Raw genomic sequence first — 25,688 nt, 5'->3', positions numbered from 1 at the left:
AACATGGAAAGCAAATTAATTTTGATGTCAGTAAACTATGAGCTTTTAAGGAATATGTATCCAGAGTGGGAACCCAAGACCCATCCTCTCCTGCCGTTATTAGAAATATTTCTGGCGATTGCGCTCTTTCTTGTCATCCCTTATATTTACATAAAGTTTGTTGAGGGCAGGCTTGGAACATTGAGAGGAAAAATCCTGCAAAGATTAAGGGCTGAGGTCTAATCCAGTCCAAGCTCTTTCCATATCCTGTCTATCCGCGCTTTTACTCCGCTGTCCATTCTTAAAACATCAGGCCATTCTCTCTTGAACCCCTCGTCAGGTCCTTTTCGTGTGGCATCGATCCCCATCTTGGAGCCAAGATTGGGCAGGGGCGAGGCATGGTCGAGCGTATCGGTCGGAGTTTTGTCGATTATTATGACATCACTTGCCGGGTCCATGCGGGTGGTGGTTGCCCACAGCACTTCCCTCATATCCTGAACATTCACGTCATCGTCAAGCACGATTATCGTTTTCGCAAACATCATCTGCCCCATGCCCCAGAGAGCGAACATGACCTTCCTGGCATGCCCAGGATATCGTTTTTTTATGGAAACGATGCACAGGTTATGGAAAACAGCTTCAACTGGCAGGTTGATATCCTCAATCTCAGGCAGCTGGGTCTTCATGAGTGGAAGGAAAATCCTTTCTGTGGCTTTTCCAAGATAGGCATCTTCCATAGGGGGAATACCCACAACGGTAGCATGGTATATCGGGTTTTTGCGATGGGTGATGCAGGTGATGTGGAACACAGGGAATTCGTCTGCCAGTGAATAATATCCCGTATGGTCTCCGAAAGGTCCTTCGAGGCGGCGCTCCTTTGCATCCACATACCCTTCAAGTATGATCTCGGCATGCGCAGGCACGGAAAGGTCAACGGTCTCGCATTTGACAAGCTCAACGTTCTTTTTGCGCAGGAACCCTGCGAACATCATCTCATCGATATTATCGGGAAGCGGCGCAGTCGCAGAATAAACAACGGCAGGGTCAGCACCTATTGCCACTGCAACTTCTATTTTTCCGCTGTCGCTCGCATCGGCATAATCCCGTGCGCCGTGCTTATGGATGTGCCAGTGCATGCCAGTCGTCTTTCCATCAAAGACCTGCATCCTGTACATCCCCACGTTCTGCTTCCCGGTCTCCGGGTTTTTTGTGAATACAAGGGGTAGGGTTATGAAGCGCCCGGCATCTGCTGGCCAGCATTTGAGTATAGGGAATTCGGTAAGCGTAAAGCCCTGTTTGAGCATGATCTCCTTGCACGGGCCTGTGCTTACGTGTTTCGGGGCGAAGGACGTGAGTTCACCGAGCCTGGGGAGCATCTTGATCCCTTCCCATAAGCTGGACGGCGCTTCAAGTTCAAGGAGCTTCTGGATTCGCATCCCGATTTCATCAAGGGAATTGACGCCCAGGGCAAGACACATGCGCTCCATTGTCCCGAAGGCATTGGCGAATACAGGGAGCTTATAGCCTTTAACGTTTTCAAATAACAGTGCAGGTCCTCCGCTTTTCACTACTCTGTCCAGGATTTCAGTGATTTCAAGCTCGGCGCTGACCTCTGTTTTTACCCGCCGCAGCATCCCTTTTTTTTCAAGAACTTCGATAAATTCCCGTAAATCTTTATATGCCATAAAACCTTATTTTAGCTTAGCTTTTTCAAGGCAGTCCCTGTGAATATATCCAAGCTGTTTCTTCTTCCAGTTTTTGGACTCGTTGCTCATGCCTTCTACAGGCTCGTAAACAATAAGCATGTTTTTGGCATCCTCGGGGAACATCAGTTTAACGAAATCGTCGCAGAGCAGGCATTTTTTCCAGCGGGTGTATTTTCTTTCGGTCATGAGCTGTATTGCGTTAAGGGAACATATAAAGATTCCGTTACGGAAAATCTGGAGAAGGATTCCGTTACGCAAATTACGATTATAGTTAAAAATTAAACGTTTTAAACCTATCTTTGCGACCTTTTCGCTCTCTGCGGTGAATAAAACCAAACACCGCAAAGCACACCAAGAACCAAAGTATTCTAGAATTTGTATCGAAAATTAGGTTCTTGACTATAAAGCATTATTTAAGTATTAAGATGGCTCACGATTTCAGATTTGTCCGCCCATGTAAAAAACCGCTTTAGCTTGACTTTGCAAATTTCAACTGTTCCGATTAAACATTCGTTATGCTTTTCCATAATGTACCTATTCACATCGACTTTATCCCACTTTTCAAGCGACTTAAGCCTATTGATGTTCTTTAAAAATTTACTATAATCCGTGATAGTTTTCTCTGCCGTGCCATTAATTTTGAGTTCCTGAAGGAATTGATCGATTATTCTAATCATATTACTATATATGTAATTACTAAGCAATAAAGCCATTATCTAAAACAAATCCCCATAATGTCGTTTTTTAAAATAAAAATAATTTATACGTATATTATTACAAAATATTAGTTTATAAGCAATTAAACACCAAATTGTCTTTAATAAGCTTTTGAAACTCTAACTTTTGCACTTGAATTTTTTAAGAATGTATATGTTTATATAATAAAATATGAATTTACATTTTAATATGAACATAGGTACTTCCAGAGAAAATATTAAACAGGGATTAAGTGTAGGGATTGTTTTAAAGCAAGATCAGAGGAGCGGGAAAATAACCCAGGGTATTGTAAAGAAAATTTTAACTAATTCTTCATTTCATCCACATGGAATAAAGGTTCAATTAGAAGATGGCAGGGTTGGAAGAGTTAAGGAAATTTATTCAAAATAAAGCCATAGACTTTTACACCTAAATCATAAGCAGCCCTTTTTGCCAGTCATTGATTATCCTGACAGCCGCCCTCGTATCATCCACCTCACCCTTCTTCTTCAGGCAGTTGCTCTCCCTGCCTATGAGTAGAAGCGCATCATAAGAATCCTGTCCCTCTATTGTGACATGATAGAAAGATTCCAGGGCAGTTTTGTTTTCAGCGCAAAATCTCTCTATTATCTTCATGGCAACACCGACCGGGTCCTTAAGGTGTGTTGCATCCTTCACTGAGAGAATGCCCTGTATATACTCGTCGTTCTCGCCAAACGGAATTACACCGGGTGTATCCAGGAACAAAATGCGCGAACCCGCATTCACAAGCTGCACTCCTTTTGTGTGACCGGATATTGATGATGTGCTGGCTTTGTGCCTCCCGGCCACGCCATTGATCACCGACGATTTGCCTGTGTTGGGATAGCCAAGAGAGCCGACCAGTATATCGCGGCCTTTTATGCCTGCGGTTACAAGAATCATGTGTCTTAACATCGTTGTCCCGAACCTGGTCTTACTGGAAACAAAGACCGTGGGAGCAATTTTTGACAGGCGGGATTTGGTTTTCTCAAGGATTTCCTTTGATACAAGATCGCATTTGTTAAGGACTATTATGAACGGCTTCTTTGAACGCGCCACATCACGCTCAACCTCGCTGTTCCGGGTCTCATCCGGAAACCGTGCATCGATTACCTCAAGAAGGATATCAGCTTTTTTTATGACATCCTTCACCATCATCTGGTAGCTTGCCATGCTCTGCGCTATGGTTCATAAAGATATAAGGATGTGTTATGATACTTGCGCCTTTCATAGTCAAAAACAGTTCCAGGTTGAGGCGTGTATGCTGAGTTTCGCTGCGATTTACCGTTACGGTAACCAGCATTCAAAAACCCGTTACGGAAATATATATCGAGATTCCCGTTACGTAATTTACAGCGCATCCAGCGGGCTTTTAATCTTCTTAATCTCCTCAGATGAAACCTGCGTGTATATCTGCGTGGTCTGCAAATTCGAATGACCCAGCAGCTTCTGGATTTTCCTGATATCCACGCCGTTCTCAAGAAGATGCGTGGCGAACGAATGCCGCAAGGTGTGCACATGCACGTCCTTCTCAATACCGGCGCGCTCGGCTGAGACTTTTATAGCGTGCTGGATGCCGCGCGGCGACATTTTCCTGCCGTTAACCGAAAAAATGAGCCCTTTGCCATCGGCGCCTGTCTTTTCAATATATTCAAGAAGGTCTTTCCTGAACATCTCGGAAACTATGAATATCCTGTCCTTTGCGCCTTTGCCCAGGCGCACCCACCCGATGCCGTCGTTCAGATCCATGTCCGAGTATTTCAGGTTGATGCATTCTGAAAGTCTCAAGCCCGTTGAGTAGAGTAATTCGACCATCAGCCTGTGCTTTAAGTTCTGCGTATTGTCCAGAATATCCTTAATCTCTTTGCGGCTGAGCACAACAGGTAACTTTTTTGATGCTTTCGGAGTCTTTATCAGCGACAGGTTTTTTCCAAGCATGTCGGTGTAGAAAAATTTTAGTGATGCTTTTATCAGGGCTATCGATGTATTTGACAGCGCATGATCTGACATCTTATGGGCAAGGAACTCCTTAATGTCATCATCTGTGACATCTTCGGGAGATTTCTTAATGTATCCAAGGAACTTGGTGTTATAGAAAAGGTACATTTTGGAGGTTTGCCTGGAAAAACCTCGAAGTTTTAATTCTGTCTCGAGTTTTTTTAAAGACGATGCATTTTCAGTTTTCATAATCCCATCTTTTAATTGCATCCTGGGGTATATAAAAACTGCGTATAATGTATCTTATACGCAGTTTTTGTGGGTTTTGACCTATGAACCAGGAAAAAAGCCAGTTTTTACTTAAAATTCAGGAAATCTGGGATATGTGAAGTAAGGACAGGTAAAGAAGATGCGCTATAAATTAAAATAAGAGGTTTGAATAAAAATGCTATTTACGTTACGGAATCAATTTCCTTAAACTGCGTAACGGTATTGTTGCAACGATATACCGTAACGGGTTTTATTATGTTTAGTCCCGTTACGGAATACATTACATCATAGTTTAAATCAGATGTGAAAGTCTGGATGCTACAGGCACAAGCAAAAACCATATTAACAACCCAACTGCAAGACTCTTTGCAAGGCCGATTCGCTGCGTGAGCAGGATCACTGCAAAAATATAGGCAAACCATGGAATGTTTCCCAGAACAATCCCTTTGGCAAAGTCAATAGCCGCCTTCTCACCAACGGCATTGCCAACAATGAGAAGACTTACTATGGTTGCAGAAGGAAGGGTTGCAATTATTCCTCCAAGTTTAGGGTCGAAAAATTCTGCTATCCATGTTGTTCCTGCGATAACCGCACCGCCTATCCCAAATCTGATTAAGATATCGTAGTACATGTATGAATTATTAGAAATACAGGGTAATAAATTCGATGAATTTTAATGTAGCTTCTCCGTAACGGAGTTATTATCGTATAATTGCGTAACGGGATATATGGAATTATATTACGTTACGGAATCTGGATTCGAATTGTGATAAGATTTATACTGTTATCTTCTAATTGTGAACCTATGTCCATGCTTTCCCATGACGAATTGATTTTTCTCATCAATAAAAAACCGCCGCTCGTCGACCAAATGATAGACCCCAAAATACAGGTCCAGCCAAACGGTATCGAATTAACGCTCCATCGCATCGAAATTCATGAAAGCTCAGGCTCGATAGCCTTTGATAACTCGGAAAGAAAGCTCCCGCAAACGAAAAACCTGGATTTCGACGGCGATGGATGGATTCACTTACCTAAAGGCAGTTACAAAATAGTTTTCAACGAAATCGTGAACATCCCAAAGAATATTGCCGCAATAGCAAAACCACGCTCAAGCCTGCTGCGGTGCGGCGCGACAATCGAAACCGCTGTATGGGATGCGGGTTACAGCGGCAGGAGTGAAAGCCTTCTTGTTGTATACAATGAAAACGGTTTTAAAGTCCAAAAAAATGCGCGCATTCTTCAGCTCTTGTTTTTCAGGCTTTCTGAAGAAGTCAAGAAAGGCTATTCAGGAATTTATCAGAAAGAAAATGTTTGAAATAGTAATGCGGAGGATGGGATTTGAACCCACGAATTCCTACGAAACCAGCCCCTCAAGCTGGCGCCTTTGACCGGTCTGGGCAACCTCCGCAAAACGCATTCGGTTATTCGAATGTGTACTTCTTAATATTAGAGCCCTGTGATATATTTTTGTGATAAAAGAGTTTGTCTTTTATCAAAGCGCACCGATTATCTCACTTAATTTGTCTGCTCTTTTCTTGATACTGTCTGCAGCCAGAAGTGCAAGTTCAGAAGCCGCAAGCGCTCCTGTTGTTTCAAAGGTCATCACAAAGGATTCTGGGTCTGAACTCACCTTGATAGAATCCATTTCGCAGGCTTCCTCGCATAACCTGCACATCGAACATTCGATTACGTCCTTAACCTTTACTTTGCTCCCGTTCAATTTCAGGATTTCTCTGGGGCAAACTTCCACGCATTTGCCGCACTCATCGCAGTTCCCGATTGTCACGACAGGCATGTTCTTGTAGCCGCTTGCCACTCCTGCCTGCCATCTGCTGTGGTTTCTGCCTGTCCCGAGCCTGGCGATTGCCTCAACCACAACCTTATGCTTCTCCTTGAGTTCCACGATGGGTACAGTTGCATCTGCCGGCACGACTTTCGGATCCGTGGGCACCATATCACCTGAATATACAACCCTCGGACCTTCGGCGCTCAGGGTCAATGAGACCTGGCATGAAGGACATCCCGCACCATTGCAGGTGCATTCAAGAGGAAGGTTGAACGATTTAATATCTGTTTTCAGCGGAATCATTCCCAGTCTCAGAGCAAGCTGTTCATCAAAAAGAACAGAGGTATTTTCATAGATATTAACATCATCAATAGCAAGTACAGGCACCTCTGCGAGAATACTTCTCCTTAATGCATTGGCAAATGATGCGGAAACGCCTGATAAAACAAATCTGGCTTTACGCTCTGATAATTCGATTATGTCTATATCCATTTTACACGCGCCTGCCTTTCTTGGGCTTGGTGCCGTCATGAGGTATTGGCGTCACGTCTTCGATTCGTCCTATCTTTATACCTGCACGGGCGAATGCACGAATAGCCGCCTGCGCTCCTGGTCCAGGGCTTCGCTGCATATTACCTCCAGGTGCCCTTACTTTTATATGGATGCCGGTCACACCTTTATCCCTTATCTTGTCTGCAAGCTGGGTAGCCATCTGCATTGCGGTATAGGGGGAACTCTCCTCCCTGTCGGCTTTTGTAACCATACCCCCGCTTATCTTCGCTATAGTCTCAGCCCCTGTTAAATCAGTAACGGTTATCAGGGTATTGTTGAACGAGGAATATATATGGGCTACGCCCCATTTCTCAGTTGCCATTGTTAAGCCTCCACTGGTTCATTTTTTGCTTCAGTTTCTATAGGTTTTACTGTTCCTGCCATCATGCCTTTGGCAACCTGGGCTGGTCTTGAGACATGGGATTCGCTTGATAATGCGGAACCGCCGTAATAGCCCAGGGACAATTCCTCATTTGCTGGAACCAGATAACCTGGTATTGTGACCTTCTTACCAGCCACAGCGATGTGCCCATGCACAATGAACTGCCTCGCCTGTCTTACCGTGTTGGCAAGCCCCTGTTTGTGAACCTGGGTCTGAAGCCTTCTCTCAAGGAAATTATTCACGTCCAGAGACAGGATATCGTCAAGCCCTGCTTCTGTTTTCAAAAGACCGTATCGTTTCAATCTGTTAAGGATATTGTCGGCATCCGTTTTCACATGACCGGAAAGCTTTCCTTTTGTGCTCTCTGCAAGCAGTTTTCTTGCAAGCTCCCTGTATTTTTTAAGTGCGCTGTGGGCTTTCCAGACCTCCCTTTTGTTCCTCAGACCATATCTCTTTACAAGTTCGACCTCGGGTTCCATCCTGGCTGCCTGCCAGGGATGCTTTGGAGTATCGTACGATTTTCTATTTTTTCCAGGATATCCCATTATTTAACAACCCCTTTCGGCTCAGCCGCTTTTGGTTCTGCTTTCTTTTCCCCTTCCTTTTTAGCCTCTTTTTGTTTTGCTGCAATAAGAGCCCGTGTAACACCGACAGTCCTGCCTTTCCTGCCCGTCGAACGCGTGCGCTGACCACGCACCCTGAGACCGCGCTCATGCCTTATGCCTTTGTATGAACGCATCTTCTTCATCAGGTTCAGGTCTTCGTTGAGTCCCAGTAATACATCCGTTCCGATGAGATGCCTGTCTTCGCCTGACATTATATCGTTTTGTTTGTTCGCCATCCATGAAGGAATAATCATGGTTATGCTATCTACAGATGATTGTAATTTCTCTATCTCCGCATCCTTGAGATACCCCAGCGTTGCATATGGGTCAAGTCCTGCATTGACTGAAAGGATTTTTGCGATGCGTCGGCTGATGCCTTTTATTGCTGTGAGCGCATAGGATACGCTTTTTTTGCCTTCAAGGTCTGTGCCTGCGATGCGTACGATGTGCCTTATCTCAGGTTCGCCCTCTTTGGGCTTGGGAGCTTCTTTTTTTGCCTCTTTTGGAGCGCCTTTTCGCTCTTTCTTGGGATGCTCTTTCCCCTCCTCTTTCCACTCATGCCTTTCGTGTTTCTTTTCTTCTTTTTTCTCTTTCTTTGCTTCTTTAGGCTCTTCTTTGGGTACTTCCTTCTTGGGAGCCTCTTTCTTGGTTTCTTTTACTTCTTTTGGTTCTTCTTTTTTTGCCATCTTATACCTCCAATGGCTTTAGCCCCGGATTTTCCGGCGCAGCCCTCGCATGTGGGCAGGGTAAATAGTGGGGCATAGCATTTATATTTTATGTATGTGTTTAGCATGTTCATGCCATAAGAGATCTGGTTCCGGTCTTCTTTCTCCTGTATCTGTCATTAAAATCTACTTCATACCGTCCAGAGCAAGATTCAATTCTAAGACATTAATACGTTGCTCACCCAAAAACCCGAACTGCCTTTCCTCAACGTGTTCAAGCACCAGTTTATTTAACGTATCTTCGCTGAGATTACGTGCCCTGGCAACACGGGGTATTTGTACGAGGGCGGATTGCATACTGATGTGAGGATCTAAACCGCTTGCTGAAGCCTCTACAAGGTCTGATGGTACAGGAGTCTGGATACCGGATGACTTCAGTAGCTCTGTTCTATTGGAAATTTGGTCTATCAAATCCTTATTTGTGGGTCCGAGATTTGAGCCTCCGGAAGCCATGGGATTATATGGATAACCTGAAGTGGCTGAAGGACGCGACCAGAAGTATTTCGGGTCTGAAAAAGGCTGCCCGATCAGGGCTGAACCTGTGAGATTGCCGTCAGGATCATAGAGGAGGCTTCCACCTGCTTCTTTTGGGAAAAATAACTGCGCAAGTACGGTTACTGCAACGGGGTAGATAACACCGACAAGCACCATCAGGATTGCAAAGAGTTTTAGCGTGGTCTTCATGTTTTTCATTACCTGTCCTCTTTAGCGCATAAACGCGCTTATTACAATATCAATAATTTTTATCCCTATAAACGGCGCTATTATTCCGCCGAGCCCATAGATGAGAAGGTTGTACATTAATAGTTTTTCAGCAGGCATCGGGCGGTATTTTACGCCTTTCAGTGCAAGGGGTATCAGCAGAGGGATGATGATGGCATTAAAAATAACAGCCGACAGGATTGCGCTGTACGGGTTCGCGAGATGCATGATATTGAGAATATCCAGTTGGGGATAGATGGAGACCATTGCTGCAGGTATGATGGCAAAATATTTTGCAATGTCGTTGGCAATGCTGAAGGTCGTCAGGGTTCCCCGTGTTATGAGTATTTGCTTTCCGATCTCGACTATATCCATTAACTTGGTCGGGTTACTGTCCAGGTCTATTATATTTGCCGCTTCCCTCGCAGGCTGGGTTCCCGTGTTCATTGCTACAGCCACATCCGCCTGCGCCAGTGCGGGCGCATCGTTCGTGCCGTCCCCTGTCATGGCTACCATGTGGCCCTGTTGCTGATTTTCGCGAATCAGGCGAAGCTTATCTTCAGGTTTTGCTTCTGAAAGAAAGTCATCCACGCCTGCTTCTGCTGCAATTGCCGTTGCTGTAAGATGGTTATCGCCAGTTATCATAACAGTCTTGATACCCATTTTCCGCAACTGCGCAAATCGTTCACGGATGCCGCCTTTTAAGATATCCTTGAGATGTATCACGCCCAGGATTTGCGCATTATGACATACAACAAGAGGTGTTCCACCTGATTTTGCGATACTTTCCACCTTCGGTTCAAGCTCGGAGGGTACATTTCCTCCTTTGCTTTTAACATACTCCGTGATCGCATCGGATGCGCCTTTTCGATATGATTGCCCGTCAATATCAACTCCGCTCATGCGTGTCTGGGCTGTAAATGGAATTGATTTCGAAGTGTGGGGTAATTCTCTTAGTCGCATCTGGTATTTCTTTTTTGCAAGTACAACTACGCTCCTTCCTTCGGGCGTCTCATCAGTCAGGGATGCAAATAGTGCTGCATTGGCAACATCCTGCTCGGAACGTCCCGTCAGCGGAATAAATTCCACTGCCTGCCTGTCACCCAGTGTAATTGTTCCTGTCTTATCGAGGAGAAGGATATCTACATCTCCGGACGCCTCGATTGCCCTCCCCGAAAGGGCTATCACGTTTTTCGCAAAGAGCCTGTCCATGCCCGCGATCCCGATAGCAGGCAGGAGCGCTGCAATCGTTGTCGGCGCCAGACAAACAAAAAGTGCTATAAGCACGGTAATCGAAACCTGAGTACCATGTCCAGCAGCCCGGACGCTGTATATGGATAAGGAACTGAAATTGATAACCACAAGCAGGAAGACCGCTGTTAACGATATCAGCAGTACTTCCAGCGCAATCTCGTTCGGGGTTTTACGGCGCTTTGCACCTTCCACCATGGCAATCATCCTGTCCAGGAATGCCTCTCCCGGATTCGCTGTTATGCGCACGATGATCTGGTTGGAAATGACCTTTGTCCCGCCTGTTACAGCGCTCCGGTCTCCGCCTGATTCCCGCACGACCGGGGCTGACTCGCCGGTGACAGACGATTCGTTCACGAGGGCTGCACCTTCAACCACTTCACCATCGCCTGGGATTATCTCCCCTGCTTCCACGAGTATATAATCCCCTTTATGGAGATTTCCAGAAGGGACAAGCTCGTATTTTTCCTTTGACCCCGGATCGCCGAGCCTTTTTGCCATTACTTCTGTGCGTGTTTTACGAAGCGATTCGGCACGGGCTTTTCCCCGCCCTTCTGCAAGCGATTCTGCAAAGGTTGAAAAGATCACTGTCAGCCAGAGCCATAAGGATACAGTTCCGATAAACCAGGAAGGTTCGCCAGATTTAAAAAATAAGCCTGCAAAGAAACTTATAGTTGTAATGATGCTTCCGATCTCCACGAGGAACATGACAGGGTTTCGCCAGAGGCTGAGGGGGTTAAGTTTTTTTAACGAATCCAGCAATGCCTGACGTAAGAGTTCGGGTTCGAAGATTGTTATATTTTTTGTCTCAGTCATATTATTGACCTGCATGCATGATCATATGCTCCACGATCGGTCCCAGCGACAGGGCAGGAAAGAACGTCAGGGCTCCGACAATCAGAATAACAGCGGCAAGCCATAAGACGAATGAAACCTGATGTGTCGGGAGCGTGCCGATGCTCGGCGGGATATATTTTTTCCTTGCAAGAGACCCTGCCATGGCAAGTGCTGCTATAGCCGGAACAAACCTGCCGATAAGCATTGCAATGGCTGTCGACAGATTATAAAAAAGAGTATTGGCATTAAGTCCTGCAAATGCGCTGCCATTGTTATTGGATACAGAAGCAAAAGCATAGAGCACTTCACTTAAACCGTGGGGACCTGGGTTAAAAATCGAGGAAACTCCCGCATATGTTACCAGTGCAACAGAAACAAAAATTAGCACAAGAATACCCGAGGTAAGGACAATCAACACCGATGTCCACATCTCAAAGACCTCTATTTTTTTGCCAAGATATTCCGGCGTTCTGCCTATCATGAGACCTGCAATGAAAACCGCTATGATTGCAAAGGCAAGGATAGTGTAAAGCCCTGACCCTACCCCGCCGGGAATATCTTCACTTAACAGTATAAGCAGCATCGGGACCATTCCACCTATGGGCGTTAATGAGTCATGCATTGCGTTCACAGCGCCGGTGGAGGTGGCTGTTGTACTGACGGCAAAGAGAACCGTGCCGCCGATCCCGAACCTGACCTCTTTGCCTTCCATATACGAACCGTTGACACCGGGCTGCACAAGCGGATTGCCACTATACTCAGACCAGTACATCACTCCAAGGAATAATATGAACAGTATCATTATCGCAGCATATAAAGCCCATCCCTGTCTGGTATTGCCTGCAAAGCGCCCGAATGTGTAAGTAAGAGCAAAAGGGATAAGAAGGATAAGAAATATTTCCAAAAAATTGGTTAACGGATTAGGATTCTCAAAAGGATGTGCGGAGTTGGCATTGAAAGGACCACCGCCGTTTGTCCCCAGTTCTTTTATCGCTTCCTGGGATGCAATCGGTCCCATGGGGAGCATCTGATTGCTAATGTTCTGTCCGTCCGGTGTTTGGAAGGATTGGACAAGCGTACTATTTGCATAAGGATCAAAATTCTGAATAACGCCCTGGGAGACCAGTAGCAGGGCTGCAATGATTGCAATGGGCAGGAGAATGTATAATACACTTTTAGTCATATCCTGCCAGAAATTTCCAATGGTCTGGGATGTATGTCTGGTAAAGCCGCGAATCAAGGCGAGCGCTATACACAAACCTGTAGCAGCCGAAAGAAAGTTCTGTACTGCAAGGCCAGACATCTGGGTGAGGTAACTTGCTGCCGACTCACCGCTATATGCCTGCCAGTTGGTATTTGTAACAAAACTGACGGCTGTATTGAGTGCAAGATCAAGGGAAAAGCCCGGGAACCCCTGGGGATTGAGAGGAAGCATGCCCTGTAACAGCAGTATCAGGAACAGAACGATTATTCCAAGACCGTTAAATAAGAGCATTGCCTTTGCATAATCTTTCCAGTCCATCTCTTCGTCGTGCTTTACACCTGCCGCTTTGTAGATCAGATTCTCAAGAGGCGCCAGGACGGGACTTAAAAAAGTCCGCTTGCCCTGGAATACGTTCGTCATATACGTCCCTACAGGCTTAACAAGCAGTGTCAACACTATCAGGAAAAATAACATCCCACCGATATCAAAAAAGATTTCCATATCTGTCATAATGCACTCGTTTAATGTTAATTTAATAACTCCAACTTAGTACTACTATGTCACTTTGAGTCTCTAACGTAGGGATATGTGATATATAAGCTTTGTGAGGGAAATAACATAAAATTAATCTCTCGATATCGATTAATCATTTAGAATTGACGTAGTGCCCAGCACAAACCATGCTATATAATTAACATAAATACCAGAAATACCATAAAACAGGTCTAAGTGAAATCAGCGGATTGATGAAAAGTTTATGATAAAATCAGGCGGTTCTTTTTTCTATAAGGGAAAACGCTGTATTATCGGCGCTGTTATCTCATTAAAAGGATTGCCTTACATAGTCGCAGCTTCCCATATATTTCATGGGGCAGGAGACCATGTGAAAGTGGATGGAATGGGAGTCGTTGTTACGAGCATTTTGAAAGATTTTGATTTAGCCCTGATAGAGCTTCCTCCTGACTGCATGGTTGAATTCACCGAATTTGGAAGCGCAGCTGTATTGGAAGATGCTGTGCTTGCCAATGATATGCATGTTATCACATGCAGGGTGGTTAGTGCTGGAGCTTCATTGCTTTATCTGGGCTTCCCCTGCTTTGATATGCCGCAACCCGGGGATAGCGGTTCCCCTATCCTGCAAGCAGGGAAGGTAATAGGGCTTATTTCCTCGGTGATGCTGAGCAATTGCATGGGAACTGCGATCTCATCTGATATTCTCCGCAGCCTGGGAGGATAACGAAGATGAAAGAAGCAAAGCTCTTTTAAAATTCCCCGATAATCTGCAGCACGATTTTTCTTGATTGGCAGATCATTTCAATCGTAAATACCAGTCTATCGCCCGCGCAGCCTTTTTCCCTGCGCCCATAGCACTTATTACAGTAGCTGAGCCAGTAACTGCATCGCCGCCGGCATATACGCCTTTTTTGGTAGTGGCGCCATCCTCTTTTGCGATGATCGTGCCGTGTTTTGTGATATCAAGTCCCTGGGTTGTGCGCGGCACAAGCGGATTCGGGGATGTTCCGACAGCAATTATCACCACGTCTGCTTCGATCTTATGCTCTGTTCCCGCAAGAGGCATGGGCTTGCATCTGCCAGACTCGTCAGGCTCGCACAGGTACATGTTGATACATTCGATATGGGTGACCCAGTTCTTCCCATCGCCGATTATTCTCACGGGGTTCGTGAGAAGCCGGAATATAATGCCCTCCTCTTTTGCATGCTCAATCTCCTCGGCTCTTGCCGGCATCTCCTCTTCCCCGCGCCTGTAAACAATCGTAACCTCCAGAGCGCCGAGGCGGAGGGCACACCTAGCCGAGTCCATTGCTACATTGCCTCCCCCGACGACAACCACACGTTTTCCTTTCTTGATGGGCGTATCGTAATCAGGGAATTTATAGGATTTCATGAGGTTCACACGGGTCAAAAACTCATTCGCAGAATAAACCCCGTTTAAGTTTTCACCATCGATATCCAGGAAAGAAGGCAGTCCTGCACCCGTTCCGAGGAAAACTGCGTCAAATTCGTGAAGTAGCCCATCCACGGTCTCAAGCTTGCCAATCACAGAATCAAGAAGAATGGTTACGCCTAGTTTCTCTACATACTCGACCTCGGCGCGGACGACCTCCTTGGGAAGCCGGAATTCCGGAATGCCGTAGGTCAGAACGCCCCCGGCTTCGTGAAGCGCTTCAAAAATCGTAACAGAATGGCCCATTTTCGCAAGGTCTGAGGCGGCTGTAAGCCCGGCGGGTCCCGAACCTACGACAGCAATTTTCTTTCCCGTATTCTGGGGGGGCGGTGGAACTTCCACGCCTTTACTGCGTTCGTAATCTGAAACGAAGCGCTCAAGGTAGCCTATCGAAACCGATGCTCCTTTTTTGCTCAATATGCAGCATTCCTCGCACTGCGTCTCCTGAGGGCATACCCGTCCGCAGATGGCGGGAAGCGCGTTGCTCGTCTTTATTTCCTTTATCGCATTATCAAAATCCCCTTCTGAAATGTACTTCAGGAAATCCGGTATCTTTACTTCAACAGGACAGCCCGTGATGCACTTCGGCTTCTTGCACTGAAGGCATCTCTTTGCCTCCTCGATTGCCTGCTGTTTCTCAAGACCCAGCGCGACCTCGTTAAAATTTGTGATGCGGTTTTTTGCGTCCTGTTTTTGCATCTTCTGGCGTTCTAACATGAGCAGCCCTCCCTCTCGCATTTGTACTTTTCAAGCGCGACCTTTTCCTCGGGCTGGTACATGGACAGACGATTCATCAGCAGGGTGAAATCTACAAGGTGGGCATCGAATTCAGGACCGTCGACGCAGGCGAACTTTGTCTCGTTGCCCACAAGCACCCTGCACGCCCCGCACATTCCTGTGCCGTCCACCATGATGGAATTCAGGCTGACTATGGTTTTAACATTAAAAGGCCTTGTTACGCCTGCAACAGCCCTCATCATCACAGGCGGGCCTATTGCAACAACCCTGTCCACCTTTGTCCCGCTTTCAAGGAGCTTTTTCACAATATCTGTCACGAAACCATGGTGCCCTTTTGTCCCGTCGTCCGTGGTGATATGAAGTTCATCGCTTACCCCCCGCATCCTGTCTTCCCAGAGCAGAAGATCAGAGCTGCGCGCCCCTATAATAGAGATCACATTGTTTCCTGCTTCCCTGAAAGCACGTGCCTGCGGGTAAACAGGAGCCACGCCCACGCCGCCCCCGACCAGTACCACGGTTCCTACTTTTTCGATGTGTGCAGGATTCCCGAGCGGTCCGATAAAATCCAGGAGTTGGTCTCCTGCTTTAAGGTATGATAGCTGCATCGTTGTCTTCCCGGCTACCTGGAAAATCATCGTGATTGTACCTTTTTCCCTGTCAAAGTCCGCGATGGTCAGCGGTATCCTTTCCCCTCTGTCGTCTATCCTGAGCATTGCAAATTGTCCAGGCATTGCTTTTTTAGCTATATGCGGCGCGCTGATCTCCATTAAATGGATCGTGGGGACAAGCTCCTTTTTTTCTAAAATCTTAAACGGCATAGTATATCTCAGGCCCTTAAATGAAGTGTGACATAAAAAAGATATTGTCTTTGAAACATGCAGCGCCTTTCTCAGAACCGCTCAAGCTCCCATTCATTCCAGAAAGATAACAAACAAAATAGCGTTTAACAAATGCCTGTCAAGTTCCATTTTTAAAACCTATGATGTCTTTGACGTCAATGAGCTTCCATATAAGCGTCCTCTCTTCGCTGACGATGGTTTCAAGCGGTTCTTCAGGTAAGTACCCGAGGGCGATCATGATATTTTTCGAAAGATTTTTGTCCCTAATTGTACGAACAAACTTTTCCCGAATAGCTTTTTTCTTGATGGCATCCTTCACTTCCACAAGGCGCCCTGTGAGGGTTACAAAGACGTAATTCGAAAGGTCACGGCTATATTTTTCCACCTCTACGGAAATATATGGGTTTTGCTGGAAGTATTTGATTTTTTTACCGTATTTTGTCGGGAGAAAATACATGAAATTTCCATCAAAAACATATAAAAATGGCGCAATATATGGATATTTTTCGCCTTTAAAGACAACTCGAGCGATGTATTCTTCCCCGATTAATCGATCGTATTCCTTTTTCTCCATTTTAGGAATCTTTATTATTTCCATAAACGCCCTGCAGATGTAAGTGAAGGTAGTAAGATTCGTACTGATTACAAAATGCTCCGATCGGGATTTGAACCCGAGTCTCTGGCTGTCTTTATTTTAGCTTTGTTGTGCTTAAAATTTGAAAGGCCAGAATGATTGGCCTGCTACACTATCGGAGCGCAGTAGGCTTAATATCACACAACCATATTTAATGGTTTGGTAAGCTACTTTCTCCAACTTATTCGTGACCGTTTCAATTCCTGTTGATTTACAATATATTTAAGTATATTAACTGCAAGTAAAGTCAAGAGTTCTGGTTTACAGATAGATAATTATTATTAATAAAGGAGAATGTAAAGAATGGCAGATTTCAGAGTAGTGGTTTCGGACAGCAAGAGTACACAGGCTTATCAGGCAGTGGTAACAGGCGCAGCGGTCAACAAATTAATAGGCAAGAATATCGGCGACACGGTGAGCGGAGATGTGGTAGGGCTGGCAGGGTATACCCTGAAGATAACAGGCGGGACAGACAAAGATGGTTTTGCCATGAGGAGTGATCTGCCCGGACCTGTGAGAAGGAAAATATTGGTTGCCGGCGGGGTGGGTTACAGACCAAAGGCTGATGGTGTCAAGAGAAGAAAATCCATGCGTGGGCGTGAAATTTCATCCGATATCGCCCAGATCAATACCGTTATTGTTGAATACGGTCAGAAGCCTCTGGGTGAAATCTTCCCCAAGAGAGAGGAGAAGGGCGAGGAAGCAAAAGCTGAGGGTAAGAAAGAAAGACCAAAGGCTAAAAAATAAGATACGGGATCGGTAAACAAGTATTTCTTGCCCTTAATGCCGCTGTGTTTTTAGGGCGTTAAGCTGCTGCAATTTAGGATTACAATAGCTGCTGTGGTGCTGAGGCGCAAATCATTAAATATTGTGCTGTACATTGTAATGGCGTTATGGCGCTATCGATTGACCTCACAAATAACGAGAAGCGAGTTTTACAGATACTTGTAAGAAAAGATAATTTTTCTCCTGAAGAACTGGCAGCCACATCTGGACTGAGCATCGAAGCTGCAATGCAGTCCGCTTTCCTTCTCGCAGAAAAAGGTTTCTGTGAGATTAAAGAGACGCTGACGGATATATTCACTCTCACAAAAGAAGGCGAAGAATACGCACAAAAAGGTTTGCCTGAGCGCCAGGTAATCAACTCAATCACGGCGACTATCTCGATTTCCGAGTTTAAGAAAAAATTCCCGCCCCAGATGGCAGGAATCGCCCTCGGATGGCTGCGCAGGAAAAACTGGGCAAGGATAGAAGGGGAAATGCTCATTCCGGAAGGTGCAGCAGAGACGGGGGACGATGAGAATATACTTGCAAAACTCAAAAAAGCTCCATCTTCGGAGATTGGAGACGAAGTCAGAGAGCTAATAAAAAGAAATCTGGTGGGAAAAACAGAGAAAAAAACCCGCATCGTAGCAATCACAGAGAAAGGAAAAGCTCTGGCAGCCGCAGGCTTGATCATAGAAGAGGAAATAGCCCAGCTCACTCCGACCATTATTACAACCGGCGCATGGAAGACCGCTAAGATTCGCCAGTACAACATCCGCACCCCCGTAAAACCAGTGTACGGCGCAAAGCTCCATCCATACCAGCGCCTCATCAACGAGATGCGCTCAATCTTCCTCGAGATGGGTTTCACAGAGATTAAAGGCGATATAGTACAGAGCTCGTTCTGGAATTTCGATGCCCTCTTCCAGCCGCAGGACCACCCTGCGCGGGAGATGCAGGACACTTTCCACCTTGCTACCGAATGCGACATACCGGAAGAATACATAGCGCCTGTAAAAGAAATGCATGAAAAAGGCGGCGGAATATCAAGGGGCTGGGGCGGTGAGTGGAGCGAGGATGTGGCGCGAAAGCAAGTGCTGAGGACTCATACCACTGCAGTCACGATAAAATATCTCGCAGACCATCCCGAGCCGCCTGTTAAAGCCTTCTGCATAGACAGAGCATACAGGCGAGAAGCAATCGACCCCACACATACACCTGAGTTCGAACAGCTTGAAGGCGTGGTGATGGATAAAGGCGTGAGTTTCAAGAACCTTCTTGGCTGTCTCACCGAGTTCTATCACAGGATGGGTTTTGATGAAGTGCGCTTCAGGCCAGGGTATTTCCCATATACAGAGCCGAGCGTGGAACCTGAGGTGTATATCGAAAGCATGGGCAGGTGGGTTGAGCTTGGCGGCGCCGGGGTGTTTCGGAAAGAGGTCACGCTGCCGCTTGGAATCAAGTATCCTGTGCTGGCATGGGGGCTTGGCGTGAGCAGGGTGGCAATGCTGCGCCTTGGATTAAAGGATTTGCGGGAGCTTTACCAGAGCGATATCGACTGGCTGAGGAAGAGTACGGTGCTTTAAATGGATTTTTTAATACTTGTTCTGCCTTATTGCTCAATGTAAGTATATAGGTAGGATAAAAAAGTCCACTGGATTTTATATTAAATCCAGAGTAAAAGAAAAATGAATGAAGTTCAGGCAAAAGGTGGCATAGACGATATAAATGCGAGACATAATACCAAAATGGAAGGATTTATGACACGGATGTCGTATATGGAGAAGTTGTTCGAAATTGGTTGGTGCAGTGGGAAACGAGAAGGAAGTAAATAATGTGCCCCAGTAAAGATATAAAATCGGATGAATCAGAGAAATGTATTGAATGTCATCCAATCATGAAGAAACAAGGGTACGTAGCAGTAATTGATGTATTGGGTTTTTCAGAATTATCTTTGAAAGAAGATCGGATAATTGACTTTATAACACGATTTTATAATCTACTTGTGGAAGTTAACAATAAATATAAAAAAAATCTTCAATTTATACTTGCATCCGATACTATATTTATCGCTACTGATGATGATTCCGAAGAAAGTTTTAGAGATATTACTTATGCGTGTTCATATTTATTATTTAAGTATATTAGATGGGAATTTCCGATAAAAGGTTGCATTTCATATGGTGATTATATAATTTATAATGGATTATTCCATAATGAAGTTGTACCAACTACGATATATGGGCCGCCAATTATAGATGCTCATAATTACGAAAACGATTTAAATTGGATAGGTATTATGATATCACCATTAGCAATTGAACGAAATTTTGGTATTTTTAATATTGAATTCGGATTAGAAAAAAATATACGTATAAAGAGATGCCATAAAATCCCATTCAAAGATGGAACTTTTCTTGATGGTTTAGCTTTGTTGCCTTTAGGTGGTCATAGTGAAGCAGGCGCTGTGATATTACTTACTATTGATGAGAGCATTAAAAATCTAACTGGCCTAAAACTGATTTCAAAGAAACAGAAAGACCAACAGAAATATGAAAATTCAATTCTATGGTTACAAGATGTAAAAAATCAAATTGTCTCACAACTTCCACCGCAAACTCCTCCAAGGAGGAAGAAATAATACACCAACAACTCTCCGCTCGTTGTCGCTCGCTTCGATGGTACCGCACTCGGATAACAGCGGCTATGTTCGCTTCGCACCTGGCAGCAGTCGTGTATGAATGGGATTATAGGCGAAACATTGTAAATCTGTGAACGTTATATTCAATTGAATTGTGGGCTAGAAAACAAAACATCAACCAATTAAATAATATCATGTCAAGAATATTTACCAAGCCAGTTACTTTTGGTGGCCCAACTAAAGAAGGAAGCCCTTATTGGAAGTTTAAGAACGACATAAAAGAATCTTTCAAAGATTATCAGAAAATAAATTCAGAGTTTGGGATTGAAATTAAATTATTTCTAGAGAAATCAAGAGTTGGGAAAGACAAGAACGATTTAGATAATTTCTTAAAGCCGATAATTGACTCATTAGATGAAATATCAATTATTGAAGAATATAAAATGAGATCTATTAAGATAGAAAGATTATTGGTTAATACTTCCAATGATGAAGGCGTTGATATAAAATTTATTTAAGCCCACAATTCAACTCTTCGCAAAATCCCTTGCACTTGGCTCGGTCTCCTATGTTCCGACTAATATAACACGCAGTTTCGGTCGGTAGCGCCTCACTTCACCCAAATCCGCCTTCGGTGGACTTTGCGATTTTTAGAGAAGACCCAATTCTTTCAGCTTCTCCCTCGTCGGCACCCCGTTCTCATCCCATCCCCTGAGAGCATAATACTCATCCAGCGCCTTCTCAAACTCAGCCTTATTAATCCCGCCGCTCCCGAAGAACCTCTCAGGCAGAGTATCATCCTTTCGCGAGAATCCTGCCCCGATATTAAACAGCCGCTCAAGGTTCCAGATTCTCTCGCCGACTTTGCGGAACTCCTCAGTCGAATAATCCATACCTGTCGCCGCGCTCAGCATGTTCGCAAACTCCACTTCCGATATCGCAAACGAAGAGAAAATGCACAGCACAAGCGAATCAAGGGCTGCCGTCGCATTCTGGAATATGCTGACAAGCTCTGCCTTTCCTGAAAATGTCTTTGGCTCAACCTTCATGGGCTTTCCCAGAATCTCAGGCGCAATCATGTAGGCGCGCAGATGACATCCCCCGCGGTTCGAGGTTGCATAGGCAAGCGCCATCCCGAAGGCGCCGCGCGGGTCATAGCCAGGAAGCTCAAGCCCCTTGACCTGCATCGCAGCATCTTTTCCTCGCAATTTTGAAAGAGCCTTTGACCCCTTACCGAGCTCTTCCCCAATTCCCTCCTTTTCGCCTATCTTCTCAACATTCCCTGCCAATTCTTTTATGTCTTCGCCAATTATTTCAGCATAAGCCGCAATTGTAGAACCTGAAGAGATTGTGTCTAAACCGTAGTCATTGCAGAGGCGGTTGACCTTGATAATGGCATCCATATCCGCATTGTTATTGTCTGGTCCGTACGCCCACAAGGTCTCATATTCCGGGACTTCATGCCCCTCAAATGCGCCGCTTTTAATGACGTGCTTGCATGCGATGGTGCAGTTATAGCAGGCATGACCTCTGATGTCGTAATGCTCCTTGATGAATTCACCAGAGACTTTATCCATACCTGCAAACCCGCTTTTCCTGAAGTTCTGTGCAGGCAGGAGCTTCATATAGTTCATCAGGTTTGCCATTGCTGAAGTCCCGTACATTGAAAGTCCTTTTGATGCGTCATTTTTTGCGAGGTTCAGCGCATCCAGGAGCGCTTTCCCAAATGCCTCCTCATCCGCAATCTCAGGTTTCCTCTCTCCTTTTACCACAACCGCTTTCAGCTTCTTTGACCCCATGACCGCGCCAAGCCCTCCCCGCCCGCAGGCATGGAAATAGTCGTTCATGACATTGGCTATCGGAACAAGCTTCTCGCCCGCGCGACCTATGCACGCCACGCGCCCACTTGATGACAGTTTCTGGGTGCATGCCCTGACGTTTTCCCCCCATAACTCATCTGCTCTTCGTATTTCGATTTCATCGTTTTTGACAGCGATGTAAACTGGTTCTTCAGCTTTGCCTTTTATTACCAATGCATCGATTCCTGCGAACTTTAGCTCTTTCCCGAAAAACCCGCCACTGCTTGAATCAAATATCGTGCCTGTAAGGGGGGATTTGGATACCATGACATGCCTGCCTGACATCGGGGCTGCTGTCCCCGTAAGCGGACCTGTTGCGAAGATGAGAATATTGTCAGGCGTTAGCGGCCCGATATTCGGGTCTATGGCATCGTAATATAATTTTATTCCAAGCCCCCTTCCCCCGATAAAGGAACGAAGATTATTGGAATTGCTCTTTGAATCCTTTATTTCGCTGTCAGTCAAATCAATGGTTACGGTTTTACCTGTCCAGCCGTGCATGGGATTTAGAATAAGGGTTTTTTGTATTAAAGGGTATGGTTAATATTGGTAACCTTCAATCCATGCATGATTTCCAGTAACGACCCAATATCCTTTGTTTGATTTATTTCCATGCGCGTTGGCTTGATATTTTTCATGCCTTTGGTGAACCACATAGCTTTTACATTCAAATCCCTGAACGAGAACAAACCATACCTGCGGCACGTAGCCTCGTATTCAAAAAAGTCATCCAGTCGCTCCTCAGTCGTCTGCTGCGATAAAAGTTCTCCATGATCCATGTAATGCTTGAGTCTGCGGAAAATATAAGGGTTGCCGATGGCAGCCCGTCCTATCATTAGCCCGTCACACTGCGTATATTCAAGCACATGCTTCGCAGTTTTTTCATCAACGATGTCCCCGTTTGCAATTACTGGAATTGACAGCTCACTTTTGATACCTTTAATGACCTCAAGATTAGATTTTCCTGAATACCCCTGCTTTTGCGTCCTTCCATGAACTGTAATCGCATCTGCGCCAGCGTTCTCAATAATCCTCGCGATTTTAAGGGTTTCCTCAAACCTGTTCAGTATCCTGATTTTCGCGGTGAGCGGCACATTCAAGGAATCACGAAGTTGTTTTATGATTTCCCTGATTAATTCGTGTTTTTCCAGGAGCGCTGACCCAAACCCATTTTTAATAACGCTCTGTGCAGGGCATCCGAGGTTCATGTCAAAAACATCGGGATTGAATATTTCTTGCAATATAAGTGCTGAGTTAACCAGAATAACCGGATCCGAACCCAATAACTGTATTCCCGAGGGTCTCTCATCCTTGCATATAAAACATCTTGCTGTGCTTTTTTGGTTTTGCCGCACAATTGCCTCAGAACATTTCATCTCTGAATAAACCAACGATGCCCCGTATTTTTTGCAAAGCAGCCTGAATGGCAGGTTTGTAACATCAGACATGGGGGCTAATATGAGATTCCCATCCAATCGCAACTTTCCGATGTTCATACGTTTTTAATCCGCCAACGAAGGATTTGCACAATTTTTTTCTTTATATTTAAAGGCACATGCGTAAACTATAAATATTATGTTCGCATATATACGAATTATAGTGGGCAGAAAAATAAACTTTTTTACCACCACCATCAAACCCCCATCTGCCCACTAATCCCTGTTATTTCTTTTTTGTATCTGTGCTATTTTTTCTTCAAAATCAGGGTTTATAATTGCATTCAGGCGCAGTCCTACCTCCTCTGGCGTATACCCAAATACAAGCCCGAGCAACTGGCTGTAGTGAACCACAGGCAGGCTATAGATTTTTCCGGCTTTCGCAAGTTCTACCTGTCCTGCATCGTATTGCAGATGGCAGAAGGGACAGGCATTCACTATACAGTCAACGCCTGCTTTTTTCATCCGTTCAAGTTTGTATTCTGTCATCTTTAAGGAAGTCTCAGGCATTGCAGACCGCACACCTCCGCCAGCACCGCAGCAGCTTGTTTTGCCTTCGTATGGCACGCTCACAGCACCCGTAGCCTCAACAAGCTCATCAAAAAACACGGGGCATTGTGCCGTCCCAAGCTTTCTGTCCTTTGTGGGTTTCAGTAAATGGCATCCGTAATGCACAGCAGCCCTGACCTCAAGAGGTTTCTCTATAAACTTGCCCAGATTCTTCGCGCCGATATCTCTGTAGAGGAATTCTATTATGTGCCTGACCTCTATGGTACCGAGGTATTCCCTGCCTATTTTTTTAAGGTGCGTGTTCACTTCATTCCTGAGAATACTATCGTTTTTCAGGGTATTATTGGCATCCATCAGCGAGCTGAAACAACCGTTGCAGATCGTGAGCAAATCCGTGTTCTTATCCTCTGCAAGCGCAAGATTCCTTGATGCGATAGCAAGCCAGGTTGTTCTGTCAAATGAACGGAATACTCCCGGTGCGGGACAGCATGAAGCCTCTTTCAGTTCGCTCCATTTAATATCAAGCCTGTCAAGAACGAGTCTTGTGGCTTTTTCAATACCAGGATAGCGGTTAGGGATGAGGCATCCCAGAAAAAGAGACAGTTCCTTCATTTTTTTATCAGCTCATCGAATCCGGTAGATTTGAGGAGAGTTTTTACTTCCTTCCGGGCTTTTGGATACTTATGGACAGTTTCTGGCTCAGCAAGCCCTATTTGTTTCCTGATGGATATGTGCATTTCATCGATCGGTATGGCATGCCCTGTTTCGATAAGATATCTGCATACAGCTCTGTGCGCCGGGAGCACTTTTCCTTTTTTCACGGCTTCGCTTCGGAGTTTGAGTATCTCGTCGGTTATTTTTATTCCGCGCGGGCATCTTTCCTGGCAGTTGTAGCAGGTGGTGCACATCCAGAGGTCAAGTTCATCTGAGATGTCTTTCTGTAGGGAATCTTTGATAATCCTCCTGACGTTCAGGCTTGTGTACCTGCCTGAGGGGCAGCTTCCCGTGCATGTGCCGCACTGGAAACAGGTGAGTATCTCGGAGCTTTTCATTGAGTGAATAATGTGGAAACTTGTATTTAAGGATATAATAATAAAGCCGCAATATCAATTAAAGTGTATGATTCCCCTCCACCTCTACCATGCCCGCCAGTGCGACCCCAAAAAGTGCACAGGGAAAAAACTTGCCAGGTTCAATCTGGCAACGCTGCATGATTCCCCAAAAGACCTTCCCCGCGAAGCGCTATTCCTTGACCCATTTTCCGAGCAGGCGCTTTCTCCTGCTGATGATGCAGGCAGGGGCATCGTGGTGCTTGACTGCTCATGGGAGGAGGTTGAGCGAGTGTTCCCGGTACTGCAGAAACTCAGGCTCAGGCACCGCGCCCTGCCGTACCTGCTTGCCGCCAACGCTGTGAACTACGGAAAGCCTTTCAAGCTGAGCACGGTTGAGGCTTTTGCTGCGGCGCTCTACATACTTGGGGAGAAAGAGCAGGCGGCGCTTATATTGAACAAGTTCAAGTGGGGACCGATATTTTTGGAACTAAACCAAGAGCCTCTGGAAAGGTACTCCAATGCAAAGGACAGCACCGAAGTTGTGAGGATACAGGGAGATTATCTGGGATTATAAAAACCGCAATAAACGCA

General features: G+C 45.4%; 29 protein-coding genes and 2 tRNA genes. 9 read left to right on the top strand and 22 right to left on the bottom strand.

What is annotated here, in order from left to right; translation table 11 throughout:
• Positions 1 to 3: 3 nt before the first annotated feature.
• Positions 4 to 222: a hypothetical protein gene (locus O8C68_04960; GenBank protein MCZ7395152.1), complete on the top strand. Its 219-nt coding sequence runs from the start codon at positions 4 to 6 to the stop codon at positions 220 to 222.
• Here O8C68_04960 and O8C68_04955 read toward each other — a convergent pair.
• The 3 genes from O8C68_04955 to O8C68_04945 form a co-directional block, all read right to left on the bottom strand.
• Complete coding sequence (locus O8C68_04955) at positions 219 to 1,664, bottom strand: menaquinone biosynthesis decarboxylase (GenBank protein ID MCZ7395151.1); 1,446 nt, start codon at positions 1,662 to 1,664, stop codon at positions 219 to 221. The genes O8C68_04960 and O8C68_04955 overlap by 4 nt on opposite strands.
• Positions 1,665 to 1,670: 6 nt before the next feature.
• Complete coding sequence (locus tag O8C68_04950; protein ID MCZ7395150.1) at positions 1,671 to 1,871, bottom strand: hypothetical protein; 201 nt, start codon at positions 1,869 to 1,871, stop codon at positions 1,671 to 1,673.
• A 227-nt stretch (positions 1,872 to 2,098) separates the two neighbouring features.
• Entirely contained in the window at positions 2,099 to 2,362 is a 264-nt protein-coding gene (locus O8C68_04945; GenBank protein MCZ7395149.1) for a hypothetical protein, read from the bottom strand.
• A gap of 229 nt (positions 2,363 to 2,591) precedes the next feature.
• Between O8C68_04945 and O8C68_04940 the strand changes: the two genes are divergently transcribed.
• The gene (locus O8C68_04940; protein ID MCZ7395148.1) at positions 2,592 to 2,792 is read left to right on the top strand and encodes a YwbE family protein; all 201 of its coding nucleotides are present in this window, start codon (positions 2,592 to 2,594) and stop codon (positions 2,790 to 2,792) included.
• An 18-nt stretch (positions 2,793 to 2,810) separates the two neighbouring features.
• On the opposite strand, the gene O8C68_04935 is transcribed toward O8C68_04940, so the two are convergent.
• From O8C68_04935 to O8C68_04925, 3 genes are all read right to left on the bottom strand, one after another.
• A complete protein-coding gene (locus O8C68_04935) occupies positions 2,811 to 3,575 on the bottom strand; it encodes a 50S ribosome-binding GTPase (protein MCZ7395147.1) in 765 nt (254 codons plus the stop codon).
• Positions 3,576 to 3,752: 177 nt separating this feature from the next.
• Complete coding sequence (locus O8C68_04930) at positions 3,753 to 4,589, bottom strand: tyrosine-type recombinase/integrase (GenBank protein MCZ7395146.1); 837 nt, start codon at positions 4,587 to 4,589, stop codon at positions 3,753 to 3,755.
• A gap of 313 nt (positions 4,590 to 4,902) precedes the next feature.
• Positions 4,903 to 5,241 (bottom strand): DUF3147 family protein, encoded by a 339-nt coding sequence (locus tag O8C68_04925; GenBank protein ID MCZ7395145.1) that lies wholly within the window; start codon positions 5,239 to 5,241, stop codon positions 4,903 to 4,905.
• Between the two features lie 174 nt (positions 5,242 to 5,415).
• On the opposite strand from O8C68_04925, the gene O8C68_04920 reads away from it, so the two are divergent.
• Entirely contained in the window at positions 5,416 to 5,928 is a 513-nt protein-coding gene (locus tag O8C68_04920; protein ID MCZ7395144.1) for a deoxyuridine 5'-triphosphate nucleotidohydrolase, read from the top strand.
• An 8-nt stretch (positions 5,929 to 5,936) separates the two neighbouring features.
• Here O8C68_04920 and O8C68_04915 read toward each other — a convergent pair.
• The 8 genes from O8C68_04915 to kdpA form a co-directional block, all read right to left on the bottom strand.
• Positions 5,937 to 6,021: transfer RNA gene (locus tag O8C68_04915), tRNA-Leu, on the bottom strand.
• Between the two features lie 84 nt (positions 6,022 to 6,105).
• Positions 6,106 to 6,891, bottom strand: a complete 786-nt coding sequence (locus tag O8C68_04910) for a DNA-directed RNA polymerase subunit D (protein ID MCZ7395143.1) — start codon at positions 6,889 to 6,891, stop codon at positions 6,106 to 6,108.
• Position 6,892: 1 nt separating this feature from the next.
• On the bottom strand, positions 6,893 to 7,273 hold the full coding sequence (locus O8C68_04905) for a 30S ribosomal protein S11 (protein ID MCZ7395142.1): 381 nt from the start codon (positions 7,271 to 7,273) through the stop codon (positions 6,893 to 6,895).
• Positions 7,274 to 7,275: 2 nt separating this feature from the next.
• Positions 7,276 to 7,878: a 30S ribosomal protein S4 gene (locus O8C68_04900; protein ID MCZ7395141.1), complete on the bottom strand. Its 603-nt coding sequence runs from the start codon at positions 7,876 to 7,878 to the stop codon at positions 7,276 to 7,278.
• Positions 7,878 to 8,393 (bottom strand): 30S ribosomal protein S13, encoded by a 516-nt coding sequence (locus tag O8C68_04895; protein ID MCZ7395140.1) that lies wholly within the window; start codon positions 8,391 to 8,393, stop codon positions 7,878 to 7,880. The genes O8C68_04900 and O8C68_04895 overlap by 1 nt, the downstream gene beginning before the upstream one ends.
• A 396-nt stretch (positions 8,394 to 8,789) precedes the next feature.
• Positions 8,790 to 9,356: a potassium-transporting ATPase subunit KdpC gene (gene kdpC / locus O8C68_04890; protein MCZ7395139.1), complete on the bottom strand. Its 567-nt coding sequence runs from the start codon at positions 9,354 to 9,356 to the stop codon at positions 8,790 to 8,792.
• Between the two features lie 12 nt (positions 9,357 to 9,368).
• Positions 9,369 to 11,432, bottom strand: coding sequence for a potassium-transporting ATPase subunit KdpB (kdpB, locus tag O8C68_04885; protein ID MCZ7395138.1), 2,064 nt, complete (start codon positions 11,430 to 11,432; stop codon positions 9,369 to 9,371).
• Position 11,433: 1 nt separating this feature from the next.
• A complete protein-coding gene (kdpA, locus tag O8C68_04880; protein ID MCZ7395137.1) occupies positions 11,434 to 13,167 on the bottom strand; it encodes a potassium-transporting ATPase subunit KdpA in 1,734 nt (577 codons plus the stop codon).
• 247 nt (positions 13,168 to 13,414) lie between these two features.
• Between kdpA and O8C68_04875 the strand changes: the two genes are divergently transcribed.
• The gene (locus tag O8C68_04875; protein MCZ7395136.1) at positions 13,415 to 13,894 is read left to right on the top strand and encodes a serine protease; all 480 of its coding nucleotides are present in this window, start codon (positions 13,415 to 13,417) and stop codon (positions 13,892 to 13,894) included.
• 72 nt (positions 13,895 to 13,966) lie between these two features.
• On the opposite strand, the gene gltA is transcribed toward O8C68_04875, so the two are convergent.
• The 4 genes from gltA to O8C68_04855 all read right to left on the bottom strand — a co-directional run bounded on the left by gltA (position 13,967) and on the right by O8C68_04855 (position 16,956).
• A complete protein-coding gene (gene gltA, locus O8C68_04870) occupies positions 13,967 to 15,340 on the bottom strand; it encodes an NADPH-dependent glutamate synthase (GenBank protein ID MCZ7395135.1) in 1,374 nt (457 codons plus the stop codon).
• Positions 15,334 to 16,179 carry a sulfide/dihydroorotate dehydrogenase-like FAD/NAD-binding protein gene (locus O8C68_04865; GenBank protein MCZ7395134.1) on the bottom strand — a complete coding sequence of 282 codons (846 nt, stop codon included), beginning with the start codon at positions 16,177 to 16,179 and terminating at the stop codon, positions 15,334 to 15,336. The genes gltA and O8C68_04865 overlap by 7 nt, the downstream gene beginning before the upstream one ends.
• Before the next feature lie 139 nt (positions 16,180 to 16,318).
• Positions 16,319 to 16,798: a pyridoxamine 5'-phosphate oxidase family protein gene (locus tag O8C68_04860; protein ID MCZ7395133.1), complete on the bottom strand. Its 480-nt coding sequence runs from the start codon at positions 16,796 to 16,798 to the stop codon at positions 16,319 to 16,321.
• 52 nt (positions 16,799 to 16,850) lie between these two features.
• Positions 16,851 to 16,956, bottom strand: a tRNA-Glu gene (locus O8C68_04855).
• Between the two features lie 181 nt (positions 16,957 to 17,137).
• On the opposite strand from O8C68_04855, the gene O8C68_04850 reads away from it, so the two are divergent.
• The 4 genes from O8C68_04850 to O8C68_04835 all read left to right on the top strand — a co-directional run bounded on the left by O8C68_04850 (position 17,138) and on the right by O8C68_04835 (position 20,758).
• A complete protein-coding gene (locus O8C68_04850) occupies positions 17,138 to 17,581 on the top strand; it encodes a 30S ribosomal protein S6e (protein ID MCZ7395132.1) in 444 nt (147 codons plus the stop codon).
• 146 nt (positions 17,582 to 17,727) lie between these two features.
• Positions 17,728 to 19,185, top strand: a complete 1,458-nt coding sequence (locus O8C68_04845; GenBank protein MCZ7395131.1) for a phenylalanine--tRNA ligase subunit alpha — start codon at positions 17,728 to 17,730, stop codon at positions 19,183 to 19,185.
• A gap of 248 nt (positions 19,186 to 19,433) precedes the next feature.
• Positions 19,434 to 20,240, top strand: coding sequence for a hypothetical protein (locus O8C68_04840; protein ID MCZ7395130.1), 807 nt, complete (start codon positions 19,434 to 19,436; stop codon positions 20,238 to 20,240).
• A gap of 152 nt (positions 20,241 to 20,392) precedes the next feature.
• On the top strand, positions 20,393 to 20,758 hold the full coding sequence (locus O8C68_04835; GenBank protein MCZ7395129.1) for a hypothetical protein: 366 nt from the start codon (positions 20,393 to 20,395) through the stop codon (positions 20,756 to 20,758).
• 132 nt (positions 20,759 to 20,890) lie between these two features.
• Here the strand turns inward: O8C68_04835 and O8C68_04830 are convergent, their stop codons facing one another.
• The 4 genes from O8C68_04830 to hdrC all read right to left on the bottom strand — a co-directional run bounded on the left by O8C68_04830 (position 20,891) and on the right by hdrC (position 25,097).
• A complete protein-coding gene (locus tag O8C68_04830) occupies positions 20,891 to 22,600 on the bottom strand; it encodes an aldehyde ferredoxin oxidoreductase family protein (protein ID MCZ7395128.1) in 1,710 nt (569 codons plus the stop codon).
• Positions 22,601 to 22,626: 26 nt separating this feature from the next.
• The gene (locus O8C68_04825) at positions 22,627 to 23,595 is read right to left on the bottom strand and encodes a tRNA-dihydrouridine synthase family protein (protein MCZ7395127.1); all 969 of its coding nucleotides are present in this window, start codon (positions 23,593 to 23,595) and stop codon (positions 22,627 to 22,629) included.
• Positions 23,596 to 23,751: 156 nt separating this feature from the next.
• Positions 23,752 to 24,657: a CoB--CoM heterodisulfide reductase subunit B gene (gene hdrB / locus O8C68_04820; protein ID MCZ7395126.1), complete on the bottom strand. Its 906-nt coding sequence runs from the start codon at positions 24,655 to 24,657 to the stop codon at positions 23,752 to 23,754.
• Positions 24,654 to 25,097 carry a CoB--CoM heterodisulfide reductase subunit C gene (gene hdrC, locus O8C68_04815; protein MCZ7395125.1) on the bottom strand — a complete coding sequence of 148 codons (444 nt, stop codon included), beginning with the start codon at positions 25,095 to 25,097 and terminating at the stop codon, positions 24,654 to 24,656. The genes hdrB and hdrC overlap by 4 nt, the downstream gene beginning before the upstream one ends.
• A gap of 67 nt (positions 25,098 to 25,164) precedes the next feature.
• Here hdrC and O8C68_04810 point away from each other — a divergent pair, with 67 nt between their 5' ends.
• On the top strand, positions 25,165 to 25,671 hold the full coding sequence (locus O8C68_04810; protein ID MCZ7395124.1) for a DUF367 family protein: 507 nt from the start codon (positions 25,165 to 25,167) through the stop codon (positions 25,669 to 25,671).
• The last annotated feature ends 17 nt before the right edge of the window (positions 25,672 to 25,688 follow it).

Source organism: Candidatus Methanoperedens sp., assembly GCA_027460525.1.
Classification (GTDB): Archaea; Halobacteriota; Methanosarcinia; order Methanosarcinales; family Methanoperedenaceae; genus Methanoperedens.
The sequence above is the reverse complement of the archived record's forward strand: the minus strand, read 5'-3'. Positions and strand labels throughout refer to the sequence as shown.